Origin of the sequence: Nocardioides alpinus (genome assembly GCF_900112035.1) — a bacterium.
In the GTDB taxonomy this organism is placed as follows: Bacteria; Actinomycetota; Actinomycetes; order Propionibacteriales; family Nocardioidaceae; genus Nocardioides; species Nocardioides alpinus.
Window position 1 is genome coordinate 55,494 of sequence record NZ_FOKC01000012.1, and the last position, 15,588, is coordinate 71,081.

13 protein-coding genes are annotated in these 15,588 nt (G+C 70.6%); 3 read left to right on the plus strand and 10 right to left on the minus strand.

What is annotated here, in order from left to right; all coding sequences use genetic code 11:
- The first annotated feature begins 33 nt into the window (after positions 1-33).
- Positions 34-1,233, plus strand: a complete 1,200-nt coding sequence (locus BM127_RS18715; protein ID WP_091201096.1) for a thiolase family protein — start codon at positions 34-36, stop codon at positions 1,231-1,233.
- The gene (locus BM127_RS18720; protein WP_091201098.1) at positions 1,230-3,320 is read left to right on the plus strand and encodes a 3-hydroxyacyl-CoA dehydrogenase NAD-binding domain-containing protein; all 2,091 of its coding nucleotides are present in this window, start codon (positions 1,230-1,232) and stop codon (positions 3,318-3,320) included. Before BM127_RS18715 ends, BM127_RS18720 begins: the two co-directional genes overlap by 4 nt.
- Positions 3,321-3,480: 160 nt before the next feature.
- On the opposite strand, the gene BM127_RS18725 is transcribed toward BM127_RS18720, so the two are convergent.
- The 8 genes from BM127_RS18725 to BM127_RS18760 are packed head-to-tail and all read right to left on the minus strand — an operon-like array spanning position 3,481 to position 10,936.
- Entirely contained in the window at positions 3,481-4,986 is a 1,506-nt protein-coding gene (locus tag BM127_RS18725; protein ID WP_091201100.1) for an amino acid permease, read from the minus strand.
- A 42-nt stretch (positions 4,987-5,028) separates the two neighbouring features.
- Positions 5,029-6,933 (minus strand): 1-deoxy-D-xylulose-5-phosphate synthase, encoded by a 1,905-nt coding sequence (dxs, locus tag BM127_RS18730; RefSeq protein ID WP_091201102.1) that lies wholly within the window; start codon positions 6,931-6,933, stop codon positions 5,029-5,031.
- A gap of 15 nt (positions 6,934-6,948) precedes the next feature.
- Positions 6,949-7,863, minus strand: a complete 915-nt coding sequence (locus tag BM127_RS18735) for an SMP-30/gluconolactonase/LRE family protein (RefSeq protein WP_091201104.1) — start codon at positions 7,861-7,863, stop codon at positions 6,949-6,951.
- A 14-nt stretch (positions 7,864-7,877) separates the two neighbouring features.
- The gene (locus BM127_RS22920) at positions 7,878-9,161 is read right to left on the minus strand and encodes an NUDIX domain-containing protein (RefSeq protein ID WP_091201109.1); all 1,284 of its coding nucleotides are present in this window, start codon (positions 9,159-9,161) and stop codon (positions 7,878-7,880) included.
- A 19-nt stretch (positions 9,162-9,180) separates the two neighbouring features.
- Complete coding sequence (locus BM127_RS18745; RefSeq protein WP_198554340.1) at positions 9,181-9,597, minus strand: hypothetical protein; 417 nt, start codon at positions 9,595-9,597, stop codon at positions 9,181-9,183.
- Between the two features lie 41 nt (positions 9,598-9,638).
- On the minus strand, positions 9,639-10,223 hold the full coding sequence (locus BM127_RS18750; RefSeq protein ID WP_091201113.1) for a GNAT family N-acetyltransferase: 585 nt from the start codon (positions 10,221-10,223) through the stop codon (positions 9,639-9,641).
- A 1-nt stretch (position 10,224) separates the two neighbouring features.
- The gene (locus BM127_RS18755; RefSeq protein WP_175507456.1) at positions 10,225-10,629 is read right to left on the minus strand and encodes a YjbQ family protein; all 405 of its coding nucleotides are present in this window, start codon (positions 10,627-10,629) and stop codon (positions 10,225-10,227) included.
- Positions 10,619-10,936 (minus strand): thiamine-binding protein, encoded by a 318-nt coding sequence (locus BM127_RS18760; RefSeq protein WP_091201226.1) that lies wholly within the window; start codon positions 10,934-10,936, stop codon positions 10,619-10,621. The genes BM127_RS18755 and BM127_RS18760 overlap by 11 nt, the downstream gene beginning before the upstream one ends.
- Before the next feature lie 118 nt (positions 10,937-11,054).
- Here BM127_RS18760 and BM127_RS18765 point away from each other — a divergent pair, with 118 nt between their 5' ends.
- Entirely contained in the window at positions 11,055-11,891 is an 837-nt protein-coding gene (locus BM127_RS18765; protein ID WP_091201117.1) for an alpha/beta fold hydrolase, read from the plus strand.
- A gap of 116 nt (positions 11,892-12,007) precedes the next feature.
- Here BM127_RS18765 and BM127_RS18770 read toward each other — a convergent pair whose 3' ends face one another.
- Entirely contained in the window at positions 12,008-12,718 is a 711-nt protein-coding gene (locus BM127_RS18770) for a DUF3105 domain-containing protein (protein WP_091201119.1), read from the minus strand.
- A 94-nt stretch (positions 12,719-12,812) separates the two neighbouring features.
- The gene (gene acnA / locus BM127_RS18775) at positions 12,813-15,518 is read right to left on the minus strand and encodes an aconitate hydratase AcnA (RefSeq protein WP_091201121.1); all 2,706 of its coding nucleotides are present in this window, start codon (positions 15,516-15,518) and stop codon (positions 12,813-12,815) included.
- Between the last annotated feature and the right edge of the window lie 70 nt (positions 15,519-15,588).

Here is a 15,588-nt window from a genome sequence, read left to right on the forward strand (position 1 = left end):
TCCTTCCCCCTGTCCGATCCTTGGGAGTAGCCAGTGCCCCGTCCACAGCGAGAGGTCGTCTTCGTCGACGGCGTACGCACCCCGTTCGGCAAGGCCAAGGGCCAGTACGCCGAGACCCGCGCCGACGACCTCGTCATCAAGTGCATCACCAGTCTGATGCGCCGCAACCCGTCCCTGCCGCCCGAGCGCGTCGACGAGGTCGCGCTCGCGGCCACGACCCAGATCGGCGACCAGGGCCTCACCCTCGGGCGCACCGCCGCGCTGCTGTCCGGCCTGCCGCAGAGTGTGCCCGGCTACTCGATCGACCGCATGTGCGCCGGCGCGATGACCGCGGTCACCAACGTCGCGTCGGGCATCGCCTTCGGGGCGTACGACATCGCGATCGCCGGCGGCGTCGAGCACATGGGCCGCCACCCCATGGGTGAGGGCGTCGATCCCAACCCGCGCATCCTGTCCGAGCGGATCGTCAACCCCGACGCCCTCGTGATGGGCAAGACGGCCGAGAACCTGCACGACCGGTTCCCCACGATCACCAAGCAGCGCGTCGACGCCTACGCCGTCCGCAGCCAGCAGAAGACCCAGGCCGCCTACGACGCCGGCAAGATCCAGCCCGACCTGGTGCCGGTCGCGACCCGCTCCGCCGACGCCGGCTGGGGCCTTGCCACCACCGACGAGCCGATGCGCCCCGAGACGACCCTCGAGTCACTGGCGTCGCTCAAGACCCCGTTCCGCTCGCACGGCAACGTCACCGCGGGCAACGCCGCGGGCATCAACGACGGCGCCACCGCCGCGCTGCTCGCCGACGAGGAGACCGCCCGCGAGCTCGGCCTGAGCGTCAAGATGCGTCTGGTCACCTACGCCTTCGTGGGTGTCGAGCCCGAGGTCATGGGCGCCGGCCCGATCCCGGCGACCGAGAAGGCGCTGCGCCTCGCCGGCCTCACGATCGACGACATCGGTGCCTTCGAGGTCAACGAGGCCTTCGCCGTGCAGGTGCTGGCGTTCCTCGAGCACTACGGCATCGCCGACGACGACGCCCGGGTGAACCCCTACGGCGGCGCGATCGCGATGGGCCACCCGCTGGCCTCGTCCGGCGTACGCCTGATGAACCAGCTCGCGCGGGCCTTCGAGGAGCAGCCCGAGGTCCGCTACGGCCTCACGACCATGTGCATCGGCATCGGCATGGGCGGCACCGTGATCTGGGAGAACCCCCACTGGACTGGAGAAGACAAGTGACGACGACCCCCGACAATTCAGCACTGGTCGAGCGCGCGCAGGCGATCGTGTCCGACGCCGAGCGCGTCACCCGGGCGCACCTGCGCAAGGTCTCCCTGCCCGGCGCGACCTTCGGCCTCATCACCCTCGACAACGGCGAGGACCACACCAAGCCCAACACGTTCGGCCCCGGCTCGCTGCTGGCGCTGAACACGGCCGTCGACGCGGCCCTCGCCGACGACACGATCGACGCCCTCGCGGTGACCGGCAAGCCGTTCATCCTCGCGGCCGGCGCGGACCTGACGTCGATCCAGGGTGGCGGTCCTGACGCCGTACGCATCGTCGCCGAGCTCGGCCACGCGGTGTTCCGCAAGCTGGGCGAGGGCGGCAAGCCGTCGTTCGGCCTCATCAACGGTCTCGCGCTCGGCGGCGGGCTCGAGGTGGCGCTGCACTGCACCTACCGGACCGTCATGGACTCGGCTCCCGCTCTCGGGCTGCCCGAGGTCATGCTCGGCCTGGTCCCCGGCTGGGGTGGCGCGTGGCTGGTCCCGAACCTGCTCGGCGCCGACAAGGCCGTCACGCTGATCCTCGAGAACCCGCTCAACCAGGGCAAGACCCTGGGCGGGCAGGCGGCGTACGAGCTCGGGCTGGCCGACGCCGTCTTCAACGGGGCCGACTACCTGGAGCAGTCGCTGCTGTGGGCGGCCTCCGTGCTCCGCGGCGAGGTCGTCGTCGAGCGCCCCGAGGTCGACCGGGGCGAGGCGTGGGACGCCGCGATCGCGCGTGCCGAGGGCATCGTCGCGTCGAAGACCGGTGGCGGCTCGCCCGCCGCGGCCAAGGCGGTCGAGCTCATCGCTGCGGCACGTGACACCGACCGCGACGCCGGCTTCGCGGCCGAGAACGACGCGCTCCACGCGCTCTCGCAGACGTCCGAGCTGCTCGCGTCGCTCTACTCCTTCGACCTCGTGCAGAAGCGGGCCAAGCGCCCGGCCGGTGCACCCGACAAGGCGCTCGCGCGTCCGGTCACCAAGGTCGGCATCGTGGGTGCGGGCCTGATGGCCAGCCAGCTCGCGCTGCTGTTCGTACGTCGCCTCGAGGTGCCGGTCGTGCTGACCGACCTCGACCAGGAGCGCGCCGACAAGGGCGTGGGCTACGTCCACGCCGAGATCGACAAGCTGCTCGCCAAGGGCCGGATCAACCAGGACAAGGCCAACCGCCACAAGGCGCTGGTGTCCGGGGAGACCGACAAGCAGGTCGCCTTCGGTGACGCCGACTTCGTGATCGAGGCCGTCTTCGAGGAGATGGCGATCAAGAAGACCGTCTTCGCCGACGTCGAGGCGGTCGTGTCCGCCGAGTGCGTGCTGGCGACCAACACCTCGTCGCTGTCGATCACCGAGATGGCTGCCGACCTCGAGCACCCCGAGCGGGTCGTCGGCTTCCACTTCTTCAACCCGGTCGCGGTGATGCCGCTGCTGGAGATCGTCAAGGGTGACGCCACCGACGACGCGACCCTGGCCACGGCGTTCGCCACCAGCCGGGCGCTCAAGAAGACCAGCATCCTGGTCAAGGACAGCCCGTCCTTCATCGTCAACCGGCTGCTCGGTCGCTTCATGAGCGAGGTCGGCCGCATCGTCGACGAGGGCACCCCGGTGGAGGTGGCCGACAACGCGTTCGCCGGCATCGCGCCGATGCCGCCGTTCGTCCTGCTGTCGCTGGTCGGCCCGGCCATCGCGCTGCACAACAACGAGACGCTGAAGGGCGCGTTCCCCGACCGCTTCTACGTCTCCCCCGCCCTCGAGCGCATCGTCGCGGCGAGGAAGGGGTCCTACTACGGGCCCGACGGCGCGATCGACCCCGAGGTCGAGGCGCTGCTGGAGAAGCCGGCCGACCCGGTGGTCCTCACCGCCGAGGAGGTCCGCGAGAAGACCCTCGCCGGGCTCGCCGAGGAGGCGCGGCTGATGCTCGACGAGGGCGTCGTCGCCGCTCCGCAGGACATCGACCTGGCGATGATCACCGGCGCGGGCTTCTCCTTCTGGAACGGCGGGCTGACCTTCATGCTCGACGTCGCCGGGATCTCCGAGAAGGTGAGCGGCAAGCGGTTCCACTGATCCACCTCGTGGGCGGTGCGTGAGGCAGGTTCTGGGGCTTCGGAACCTGCCTCCGCCACCGCCGTCCTTCGTACGCTCGTTGGGCGGTGCGTGAGGCAGGTTCCGGAACGTCGGAACCTGCCTCACTCACCGCTCGGCGGGCGATGCGATGTGCGGGGCGTCAGGTCGTGGCGTCCTCGCGGACCGTCCCGGCGAGCTCGCCGCGGCCCAGCCGGCTGTGCGAGCGGCCGTAGGCGAAGTAGACGACCAGGCCGATCGCCATCCAGACGCCGAAGCGGACCCAGGTCTCGCCGATGAGGTTGAGCATCAGGTAGAAGCAGAGCAGCACCGACAGCGTGGCGACGACGCCCACGGCCGGCGTACGGAAGGCGCGCGGCAGGTCGGGGCGCGTACGCCGCAGGACGAGCACGCCGACGCTCACCAGCACGAACGCGAAGAGCGTGCCGATGCTGACCAGGTCACCCAGCGTCGCGAAGTCGACGAAGCCCGACAGCAGGGCGACTCCGATGCCGGTGATCGCGGTCAGGCGGTAGGGCGTGCCGAATGTCGGGTGGACCTTGGCCAGCGACGTGGGCAGCAGGCCGTCACGGGCCATCGCGAACGCGACGCGGGTCTGCCCCATCATCAGGATCAGCACGACGACGGTCAGCCCGATAGTCGCCCCGACGGCGATGATGTTGCCGATCCACTCCACTCCGGCCTTGTCGAAGGCGGTGGCGAGCGGGGCCGGGTCGTTGGGGTCGATGGTGTCGTAGGACTGCATGCCGGTGATGACGAAGCAGACCGCGATGTAGAGCACGGTGACGATCGCCAGCGAGCCCAGGATGCCGATCGGCACGTCACGCTGGGGGTTCTTCGTCTCCTCCGCGGTGGTGGCCACCACGTCGAACCCGATGAAGGCGAAGAAGACGATCGCGGCGCCCGCGATGACACCGCCGATGCCGAAGACGGCCGGCTCCATGCCGAAGATCGAGGTGATCAGCGGTGACTTCCAGAATCCTCCCTCGGCCCCTCCGGTCGGCTGGCTCGGCGGGATGAACGGCGTGTAGTTGGCCGTCTTGATGTAGCCGATCCCCATGATGATCACGAGGGCGACCACGCCGAGCTTGATCGCCACGATGACCTGGTTGATCCGGCTCGAGAGCTTGATGCCACCGATCAGCACCGCGGCGACGAGCAGGGAGATGACCACCGCGGGGAGGTTGACGATGCCGTCGCCGGCGGAGGCGAGCGAGGCGGGGATCTCCAGCGGCGTGCCCTCGAGGACGTTCTGGAGGTAGCCCGAGAAGCCTGCCGCGAGCGCCGAGGCCCCGACGGTGAACTCGAGCACGAGGTCCCACCCGATGATCCAGGCGACGAGCTCACCGAAGGTCGCGTACGAGAACGTGTACGCGCTGCCGGCGACCGGCACCGTCGACGCGAACTCGGCGTAGCAGAGGGCCGCGAGCGCGCACGCGAGGCCGGCGATGAGGAACGACAGTGCGATCGCCGGACCGGCGTTGGTCGCGGCGACCAGGCCGGTGTAGACGAAGATGCCGGCGCCGATGATCACGCCGACACCGAAGATGGTGAGGTCGAGCGCGCCGAGGTTCTTCTTGAGGCGGTGCTCGGGCTCCTCCGTCTCGGCGATCGACTGCTCGACGGACTTGGTGCGGAAGAGGTCCATCCCAGCAACCTAGGACGGCAGCGACGTTACCGTCGAGTCGGGTCAGGCGGTGTGGTCGACCTCGATCGACGCGGGCTCGCCGTCGAGCGCGGTCACGTCCTCCACGATCCCCCGGGCCAGGGTCTGGGCGTCCAGCCCGATCCGGGCGAGGATGACGTCGCGCTTGGCGTGGTCGAGGAACTCCTGCGGGATGCCGTGCAACCTGAACGGCGTACGCACGCCCTCGTCGTTGAGCGTCTGCAGCAGCGCCGCTCCGCAGCCACCGACGCGGCCGTTGTCCTCGACGCTGACCACGAGCCGGTGCTCGCGCGCGAGCTCGACGATCGCGGGATCGACGGGCTTGACCCAGCGCGGGTCGACGACCGTCACCCCGATCCCCTGCGCGGTGAGACGCGAGGCGACCTCGACCGCCGTCGTGCACATCGACCCGACGGCGACGATGAGCACGTCGTGCGCACCCTCGCGGACGAGCACGTCGGCGTTGCCGGCGCGGTCGATGGCGGGCACGTCGGTGGGAGGCGGTCCCTTCGGGAAACGGACCACGGTCGGGGCGTCGTCGACGAGCACCGCCTCGTCGAGCAGCTCCCGGAGGCGGGTGACGTCGCGCGGGGCCGCGAGCCGCAGCCCCGGCACCACCTGGAGGATGGACATGTCCCACATGCCGTTGTGGCTGGCTCCGTCGTCGCCGGTGACGCCCGATCGGTCGAGCACGAACGTGACGCCGCACCTGTGCAGCGCGACGTCCATGAGCACCTGGTCGAAGGCACGGTTGAGGAAGGTGGCGTAGACCGCGAAGACCGGGTGCAGCCCACCCATCGCGAGGCCGGCGGCCGACGTGACGGCGTGCTGCTCGGCGATGCCGACGTCGAAGGTGCGCTCCGGGAACCTCTGGGCGAAGACGTCGAGCCCGACGGGGTGCATCATGGCCGCCGTGATCGCCACGATGTCGTCGCGGCGCTCGCCCAGCTCGACGATCGCCTCGGAGAAGTGGTCGGTCCAGATCTTGCCCTTGGGCTTCTCCGCGCCTGTCTGCACGTCGAACGGGCCGGGGGCGTGGAACTGGTCGGCCTCGTGGCGCATCGCCGGGTCGTAGCCCTGTCCCTTGCGGGTGATGGCGTGCACGATCACCGGACCACCGAAGCGCTTGGCCTGGGTGAGCGCGTGCTCCATGGCCGCCTGGTCGTGCCCGTCCACCGGGCCGACGTACTTGAGGCCGAGGTCCTCGAACAGCCCCTGGGGCGCGAGGGCGTCCTTCATGCCCTTCTTGACAGCGTGCAGGGCGTCATAGGCCGCGTGGCCCACCCCGGGCACCTGGTTGAGCCGCTTCTTGACGAGGTCGAGGACCTGCTCGTAGCGAGGGTTGGTCCGCAGCGAGGTCAGCGCGGTCGCGAGGCCGCCGATCGTGGGCGTGTAGGAGCGCTCGTTGTCGTTGACGACGATCACCAGCCGGCTCGACCGGGCGATCGCGATGTTGTTGAGCGCCTCCCAGGCCATGCCGCCGGTGAGTGCACCGTCGCCGATGACGGCGACGACGTGCCGGTCCTCGCCGCGGATGGCGTAGGCCTTCGCCAGCCCGTCGGCGTACGACAACGAGGTCGAGGCGTGGGAGTTCTCCACGATGTCGTGCTCGGACTCGGCCTGGCTCGGGTAGCCGCTGACGCCGCCCTCCTTGCGCAGGGTGCCGAAGTCGGCGTGACGGCCGGTGACGAGCTTGTGGACGTAGGACTGGTGGCCGGTGTCGAAGACCACGCGGTCGTACGGGGAGTCGAAGACGCGGTGGATGGCCAGCGTCAGCTCGACCACGCCGAGGTTGGGACCGAGGTGGCCGGTGTTGGTCGCGACGGTGCGGATCATCAGGTCGCGGATCTCGGCGGCGAGCTCGTCCAGCTGCTCCGCCGACAGTCCACGGAGGTCGCGCGGAGACGCGATCGAGTCGAGGTGTCCCATGGGCCTGAGTCTATTTCATGCCAGGTCGTAGACCGCCACCGACGGCTCGTGCAGGCTCCCCATCCAGACCTTCCCGTCGTGCTCGCGGACGCCCGTGACCATGTGGTAGCCGGGGTGGTCGATGTCGAGGTCGTGCACCAGCCGGCCGGCATCGTCGTAGGCCTGCACCCGGATGGTGTGCTTCGGCCGGGGCTGCAGCGCTTCGGGGATCCGCGTCACTGCCTTGCGCAGCACCATCGGCGCGGAGCCGAGCCGTTCGACGAGCGGGTCGACCGGGCTGGCCACGGCCACCCAGACCAGGCCGTCGCTCCCCCGGCTGATGTTGTCGGGATACCCGGGGAGGTCGGTCACGAGGTGGTCGCGCTGCCCGGCGCGCGGCCCCGCCAGCCACAGGCGTACGACGGTGCGGCCGCGGCACTCGGCGACCGCGACGTAGGACTCGTCGGCCGACAGGGCCACCCCGTTGGCGAAGGCCAGCCCCGTGAGCACGACGGTCACGGTGCCGTCGGGGTCGCGACGGAGCAGGCGGCCCGTGCGGGTGTGCTGGACGAAGTCGTCCTTCCACTGCGCGATGCCGAAGTGCAGCGAGGAGTCGCTGAACCAGATGGTGCCGTCGGCACCGACCGCGGCGTTGTTGCAGAACCTCATCTCCTGGCCCTCGACCCGGTCCACGAGCACCTCGACGGTCCCGCGAGCCTGGTGGACCTGCAGCAGGCCCCGCTGCGCGTCGCACACCAGCAGGTGGCCGCTCGGGAGCATCTCGAGACCGAGCGGCCGGCCACCGGTGTCGGCCACCCGGCGGGCGCTGCCGGTGCCCGCGTCGACCGCCCAGATCGCTCCGTCCTCGGTGCCGGTGTAGACGACGCCCTCGGCGGAGACGACGACGTCCTCGGCGCCCATCGAGGGGACGGGGTGCACGGTGAAGGTCATGGTCGCTCCGTGGGTCAGGGGTGGGTGAGTCGGGTGTAGGTGGGTGAGTCGAGGAAGGCCGGCACGATGTCGGTCGCACCGGCCGTCAGGTCCAGGCCGCGCGCGACGTCGGGGTCGACGAAGACGATCTGTCGACCCTCCTGGCAGTCGATGTCGGCGTCGGTCAGGTCGGTGGCGGCGACGAAGACCTGCATCCGGTCCCAGGTGCCGTAGGCCTTGCGGTGGTCGACGGTGAACTCGCCGAACAGCTCGAGGTCCCCGTGCTGCAGTCGTACTCCGGTCTCCTCCTCGAGCTCGCGGTAGGCGGCCGGCTCGAAGTCCTCGCCCGGGTCGAGGTGGCCGCCCGCCAGTCCCCACTTCTCGGGGTCGATGCGGGGGTGCTCGTCGCGCTCCTGCAGCAGGATCCGGCCCTCCGTGTCGACGAGGACCACCCCGGCGAAGCGGTGCTGGTCGGGGGCCGGCACGAACGGGTGCTCGGCGACCCACGCGCGCAACGCCGGCGCCACGAGCGCCGTCGACGGCACGAGCTCGACGTCGGGCAGCGGGTCCGGGGCGACGAACACCATCTGCCGTCCTTCGTGGCACTCCACGTCGCGGTCGCTGAGGGTCGTACGCGCGACGAAGGCGTGGAAGTGGAAGGTGCCGCGTTCGTGGGTGACCAGCTCGAAGCGACCGAGATCGGTGAGGTCCGCGGGGACGAGGACGACGCCGGTCTCCTCGGCCAGCTCGCGGACCGCGCCGTCGACCGGCGCCTCGCCCACCTCGAGGCCGCCACCGGGGAAGCACCACATCTCCGGCCACACCGGCGCGTGCTCGTCGCGCTCCTGCATCAGCACCCGGCCGCGCGGGTCGACGAGCGTCACCTGCACGAAGTCGGTGCGCACGGCCGTCGCCTGCCACCTGCGGACCAGGTCGATCGTCAGCGCCGTGGCCTGGTGGAGCGGTCGGTCCGCGATCGTCTGCGGGTCGACGAAGACCATCTGGCGACCCTCACCACAGACCACGTCGTCGTCCCCGACGGCGAGCCGCACGACGAAGAGCTCGAGCTCGTCGTCCTCACCGCAGCTCTCGCTGCGGAAGCGTCGTACGCCGAGGGACTCCAGCTGGTCCGGGTCGAGGACCAGCCCCGTCTCCTCGCGCACCTCTCGCACCGCGGCGGCGACGAAGTCCTCCCCTGCTTCCAGGTCACCTCCCGGATAGCCCCACCGGTCAGGGTCGTGCAGCGCGTCGTGGCCGCGCTCCTGCATCAGCAGCCAGCCGCGTGGATCGACGACGGCCACAGCAGCGAAGCGATGCATCCCGCGACCCTAGCGACCCTCACATCCGCACGCGGTAGCGACGACCGCGCAGCGCCTCCTCCACCAGCCCGACCTCCCGGCGCACGGCCAGCAACCGGGCGTCCTCGAGCTGGAAGGTCTGCACCGCCGCCTCGACGACAGCCTCGTCAGCGACGTCGCGGAGGTCGCCGCGGATCTCGCTCAGGCCGCGGCGCGTCGCGAGCTGCTGCGCCTCGACGTGCAGCACCGCGAACCGTGCCAGCACCACGACGTGCCTGCGGAGCCCGGAGAAGCGGCGGTAGTCGGCCGGACACAGGTCGAGCAACCAGCTGGCGGCCGTGGCCTCCCAGTCAGGCGCGTCCGGTGGCCGCACCTGCTGCGGCCAGCCGGGCGGGGCCACGCCACGATGACCCGGCGGCGGCGTGGCCCGCGGGCGGGGCTGGGGAGTGGGGAACACCGGCCCAGTCTATCGAACACCTGTTCGATCGCGCCATCCGTTCAGTCGGTCCCCAGAGCCGACTCGACCTCGGCGAGGTCGGGGTCCCGCAGCCCGACGAGGTCGTAGCGCCACCACACGTCCGGGTAGACGAGCCGCCCCGTCATCCACGGCTCGTGGCCCGCAAGCAGGACCACCCGGCATGCAGGGTCCGGGATGCGCAGCGAGGGCCGTTCGAGCCCGTGGTCGGACGCGACGCCCCACCCGCGCTCGGCATAGAACCCGGGTGCGCCCTCGAGGAAGACCAGCGGCGCTCCGGCGGCCGCCGCTGCCTGCACGGCGGCGGCGAGGAGCGCGGTGCCGGTGCCGGATCCCTGCCGCGCAGGACGTACGCCGATCGGGCTGAGGACGAGCACGTCGACCAGCCGCTCGCGGGCGTCGAGCCAGGCCCGGGACAGCGCGACGTGGCCCAGGATCCCTTCCTCGTCCTCGGCGACGAGCTCGACGCGCAGGTCCGCGGCCGACCGGAGCAGGGCCAGCACGTCGAGGATCGACGCCGCCTGGTCACCGAAGGACTCCTCGACGACCACCCCGACGGCTGCCGCGTCCCCGGGGCCGACCGGCCGGATCGTGACCTCGTGCGCCACGTCAGCCCTCCAGGAAGGACCAGCGCACCTCGCGCCGGTCGTTGTCGACGTTGAGGTCGACCAGGCAGATGCTCTGCCAGGTCCCGAGCGCGAGCCGGCCGCCGATCACCGGCACCGTGCAGTGCGGCGGCACGATCGCCGGCATCACGTGCGAGCGACCGTGGCCGGGCGAGCCGTGGCGGTGCCGCCAGCGGTCGTCGGCGGGGAGCAGGTCGCCGAGGGCGGCCAGCAGGTCGTCGTCGGAGCCGGCCCCGGTCTCGATGATCGCCAGCCCGGCGGTCGCGTGCGGCACGAACACGTGCAGGAGGCCGTCTTCCCTGTCGGCGACGAAGTCGGCCGCGTCGCGGGTGAGGTCGAGGACGACCTCGTCGCCGCCGGTGCGGTAGGTCCGGGTCTCACTGTGCACGGTCGGCCTCCTCACGCAGGGCCTGCTCGATGCGCGCCACCTTGGCCGTGAGCTGACCGTCGTGGCCGGGGCGGATGTCGGCCTTCAGCACGAGGCCGACGCGCGGAGACACCTCGGCCACGACGTCGACGGCACGCTTGACCACGGCCATCACCTCGTCCCACTCCCCCTCGATGTTGGTGAACATCGCATTGGTCTCGTGGGGCAGCCCGGACTCCCGGACGACGCGTACGGCAGCGGCGACCGCCTCGGTCACGGATCCGGTCGGGTCACTGGACATGGGCGACAGCGAGAAGGCGACGATCATGCCGCCCACGCTAGCGAGGGCGACCACCTGTTCGGGTGGAACACCCCATCCGGGCGCGTGCCTACGTTCGAAGGACCAGTGAACGGCCCGGCCACGGGCCCCAACGAAGGGACACCACGTGCCTGACGTCACCGCAAGCTCCGGCCTCCTCAGCTCGGTCAAGGTCCATGTCGAGGACTCGGGCGGCAGCGGCCGACCCGTCGTCCTCATCCACGGCTGGCCCCTCTCGGGCGAGTCCTGGAGCGAGCAGGTCGGCCCCCTCAGCGCCGCCGGCTACCGCGTCGTCGCCTACGACCGCCGCGGCTTCGGTCGCAGCGACAAGCCCTCCAAGGGCTACGACTACGACACCCTCGCCGACGACCTCGACAGTGTCCTGAAGGAGCTCGAGCTCACCGACGTGACGCTCGTCGGCTTCTCGATGGGTGGCGGCGAGGTCGCCCGCTACGTCGCGCGCCACGGCGAGGACCGCGTGCACTCGGTCGTCTTCGCAGCGGCCGTGCCGCCCTACCTGCTCAAGACGGACGACAACCCCGACGGCCCCCTCACCGAGGAGGCCGCCAACGAGATGACCGAGGGTCTGAAGGCCGACCGCACCACGTTCTTCGACGGCTTCACGAAGGACTTCTTCTCGGCCAACGGTGAGCTCAAGGTCACCGAGGAGCAGCGGCAGGACGCCATCGCGCTGAGCCACCAGAGCGACCAGACGGCCGCACTCGGCTGCATGGAGGCGTTCGGCACGACCGACTTCCGCGACGACCTCACCAAGGTCACCGTGCCCACGCTCGTCATCCACGGTGACAGTGACGGGACCGTTCCGTTCGAGGGCTCCGGCAGGCGCACCCACGAGGCGATCGCCGGCTCCGAGCTCGTCGTCGTCGACGACGCGCCGCACGGCTTCAACGTGAGCCACTCCGCGGAGTTCAACCGCGCGCTGCTCGCCTTCCTGGAGCGCTGACCGCAGCTCCGCCCGCCCGCGGGTGACAACGAGAACTGCGGCCGTACGACACCTCCCAGCGCCAGCGGGACGTCGTACGGCCGCAGTTCTCCTGCGCTCAGGCGACGCCGCCGCCGTCAGGCGTTGGTGCCCTCCCCCGGCAGCCCGCCCTGCGGGTCGGGCGTCCCACCCTGGCAGGACACGCCGACCTCCGGAGCGGTGTGCCCGTCGCCGTACTCCTCCAGGAACAGCCCCAGCCGCTCGTCGTCTGCGCCGTCGAGCTGCAGCTGGGCGCCCCACACGGTCACCACGACGGGGGACGGCAGGTCCTCGCGCGGCGACATGATCCCGTTCTCGGGGAGCTGGTCGGCCAGGGTGTCGACGTCCGCTGCGGACAGGTCCGGGTCATGGGTGATCCAGACCGTGCCGTGCTCGAGGTCGTGCACCGCGTTCTCGTCGCGGACGGGTTCGTCGTACGCCCCGCAGGCCAGCCAGATCGGAGCGTGCGGGCCGCCGGCCGGTGGCGTCTGGGGATAGTCGACCTCGTCGGTCGTGTGCGCGCGGTCGGAGATCTCCCACGTCTCCACGAGCGTGAGGTCCAGCGCACGCTGGGCCTCCTCCTCGCCCCGCAGCGCCTGGTTGACCAGGGGAGCCGCCAGGGCGGCTCCGAGCACCAGCACGGCGCCGACTGTCGCGAGGACCAGCGGGAGGCGGCTCGGCCGCGCCGGGTCGGCCCCGACCGGTTCGTCGTACGGCATCGTGCCCGGCGCATCCGCGGACTCGTCGGACCATTCCTCGGGTGCGGGCTGGTCCGGCGTCGACGCGTCCGGGCTGTCGTGGTCACTCACGGCGTCAGGCTACCGACGGGAGCGCAGCGGCCGCCGCCCCCACCGCTGGTGGGGACGACGGCCGCCTGTGACCCGTGACGCAGCAGTGCCGGCGTCAGGCCTTGAGCAGGTTGCGCAGGACGTACTGCATGATCCCGCCGTTGCGGTAGTAGTTGGCCTCGCCCGGGGTGTCGATCCGCACGGTGGCCTCGAACTCGCTGGTCTCGCCGAAGGACTGGTCGGTGCCGGGAGCCGGCTCGACCTTGACCGTGACGGTCGTGGGCGTGGAGCCGTCGTTGAGCGCGGTGATGCCGGAGATGCTGATGATCTCGGCACCGGTCAGGCCCAGGTCGTCGGCCGTCTTGCCCGCCGGGAACTGCAGCGGGATGACGCCCATGCCGATCAGGTTCGAGCGGTGGATGCGCTCGTAGGACTCGGCGATGACGGCCTTGACGCCCAGCAGCGCGGTGCCCTTGGCCGCCCAGTCGCGCGACGAGCCGGAGCCGTACTCCTTGCCGGCCAGCACCACCAGCGGGGTGCCCGCGGCGATGTAGTGCTCGCTCGCCTCGAAGACGCTGGTGACCTCGCCGTCAGCGGTGAAGTCGCGCGTCACGCCACCCTCGGTGCCGGGGGCCAGCTGGTTGCGCAGCCGGATGTTGGCGAACGTGCCCCGGATCATGACCTCGTGGTTGCCGCGGCGCGAGCCGTAGGAGTTGAAGTCACGCTGCTCGACGCCGTGCTCGGCGAGGTAGCGGCCCGCCGGGCTGTCCTTCTTGATGGCGCCGGCCGGGCTGATGTGGTCGGTGGTGACCGAGTCACCGAGCTTGAGCAGGACGCGGGCGCCGACGATGTCGGTGACCGGCTCCGGCTCGTCGGGCATGCCGTCGAAGTAGGGCGCACGACGGACGTAGGTCGAGCTCTCGTCCCACTCGAAGGTGTTGCCCTCCGGGGTGGGGAGCGACTGCCAGCGCTCGTCACCGGCGAAGACGTCCTTGTAGGACTCGTTGAACATCTCCGAGTTGATCGCCATCGCGATCGTCTTCTCGATCTCGGCCGGGCTCGGCCAGATGTCCTTGAGGAAGACGTCGTTGCCGTCCTGGTCCTGGCCCAGGGCGTCGTTGAACAGGTCGAGGTCCATCGACCCGGCGAGCGCGTAGGCGACGACGAGCGGCGGGGACGCGAGGTAGTTCATCTTGATGTCGGGGTTGATCCGACCCTCGAAGTTGCGGTTGCCCGACAGCACCGAGGTGACCGCAAGGTCGGCCTCGTTGACGGCGGCGCTGACCTCGGGGATGAGCGGGCCCGAGTTGCCGATGCACGTCGTGCAGCCGTAGCCGACGAGGTTGAACCCCAGCTTGTCGAGGTAGGGCGTCAGGCCCGAGCGCTCGTAGTAGTCCGAGACGACCTTGGAGCCGGGCGCCAGCGTGGTCTTGACCCACGGCTTGCGGGACAGGCCCTTCTCGACGGCGTTCTTGGCGAGCAGCGCCGCGCCGATCATCACGCTCGGGTTGGAGGTGTTGGTGCACGACGTGATGGCCGCGATGGTGACCGCACCGTGACCGATCTCGTAGTCCTGGCCGTCGAGGGTGACGGTCGCCTTCGCGGCCTTGTCCTCGGTGTAGTCCTCGAGCGCCTTCTGGAAGCTCTCCTGGGCCTGGGTGACCTCGACACGGTCCTGCGGGCGCTTCGGGCCGGCGAGCGACGGGACGACGGTGGAGACGTCGAGCTCGAGGCGCTCGCTGTAGCGGGGCTCGGCGCTCGGGTCGTGCCAGAGGCCCTGCTCCTTGGCGTACGCCTCGACGAGCGCGAGCTGCTCCTCCGGGCGACCGGTGAGGCGGAGGTAGTCGATGGTCTGCTCGTCGATCGGGAAGACCGCGATGGTCGAGCCGAACTCCGGGCTCATGTTGCCGATCGTGGCGCGGTTGGCCAGGGGCAGCGCCGAGACGCCCTCGCCGTAGAACTCGACGAACTTGCCGACGACACCGTGCTCGCGGAGCATCTCGGTGATCGTGAGCACGAGGTCAGTGGCCGTGGAGCCCTCGGGGAGCTCGCCGGACAGCTTGAAGCCGACGACGCGCGGGATCAGCATTGACACGGGCTGACCGAGCATCGCGGCCTCGGCCTCGATGCCGCCGACGCCCCAGCCGACGACGCCGATGCCGTTGACCATCGTGGTGTGCGAGTCGGTGCCGACGCACGTGTCGGGGTAGGCGGCGAGGGTGCCCTCGGCGGTCTCGCGCGTCATCACGACGCGGGCGAGGTGCTCGATGTTGACCTGGTGCACGATGCCGGTGCCGGGCGGGACGACCTTGAAGTCGTCGAAGGCGCCCTGGCCCCAGCGGAGGAACTGGTAGCGCTCGCGGTTGCGCTCGTACTCGATCTCGACGTTGCGCTCGAACGCCTCCGGCGTGCCGAAGACGTCGGCGATCACCGAGTGGTCGATGACCATCTCGGCGGGCGCGAGCGGGTTGATCTTGGTGGCGTCGCCGCCGAGCTCGGCCATCGCCTCGCGCATGGTGGCGAGGTCGACGACGCAGGGGACGCCGGTGAAGTCCTGCATGATCACGCGCGCCGGCGTGAACTGGATCTCCTGGTCGGGGTTCGCGTTGGCGTCCCAACCGGCGATCGCCTTGATGTGGTCGGCGGTGATGTCGCCGCCGTCCTCGGTGCGGAGCAGGTTCTCGAGGAGCACCTTCAGCGAGAAGGGCAGGTTCTCGACATCGAGTCCCTCACCCTTCACCGCGTCGAGGCGATAGATCTCGTAGGACTTGCCGTCCACGTCCAGGGTGCTCTTGGCACCGAAGCTGTCCTGACTGGCCATCAGCCACATCTCCTCGGGAGTTCGCGGGTTCGTGCCCATCTTGCCGTCGGAGGGAGAAGGACGGGAAGGA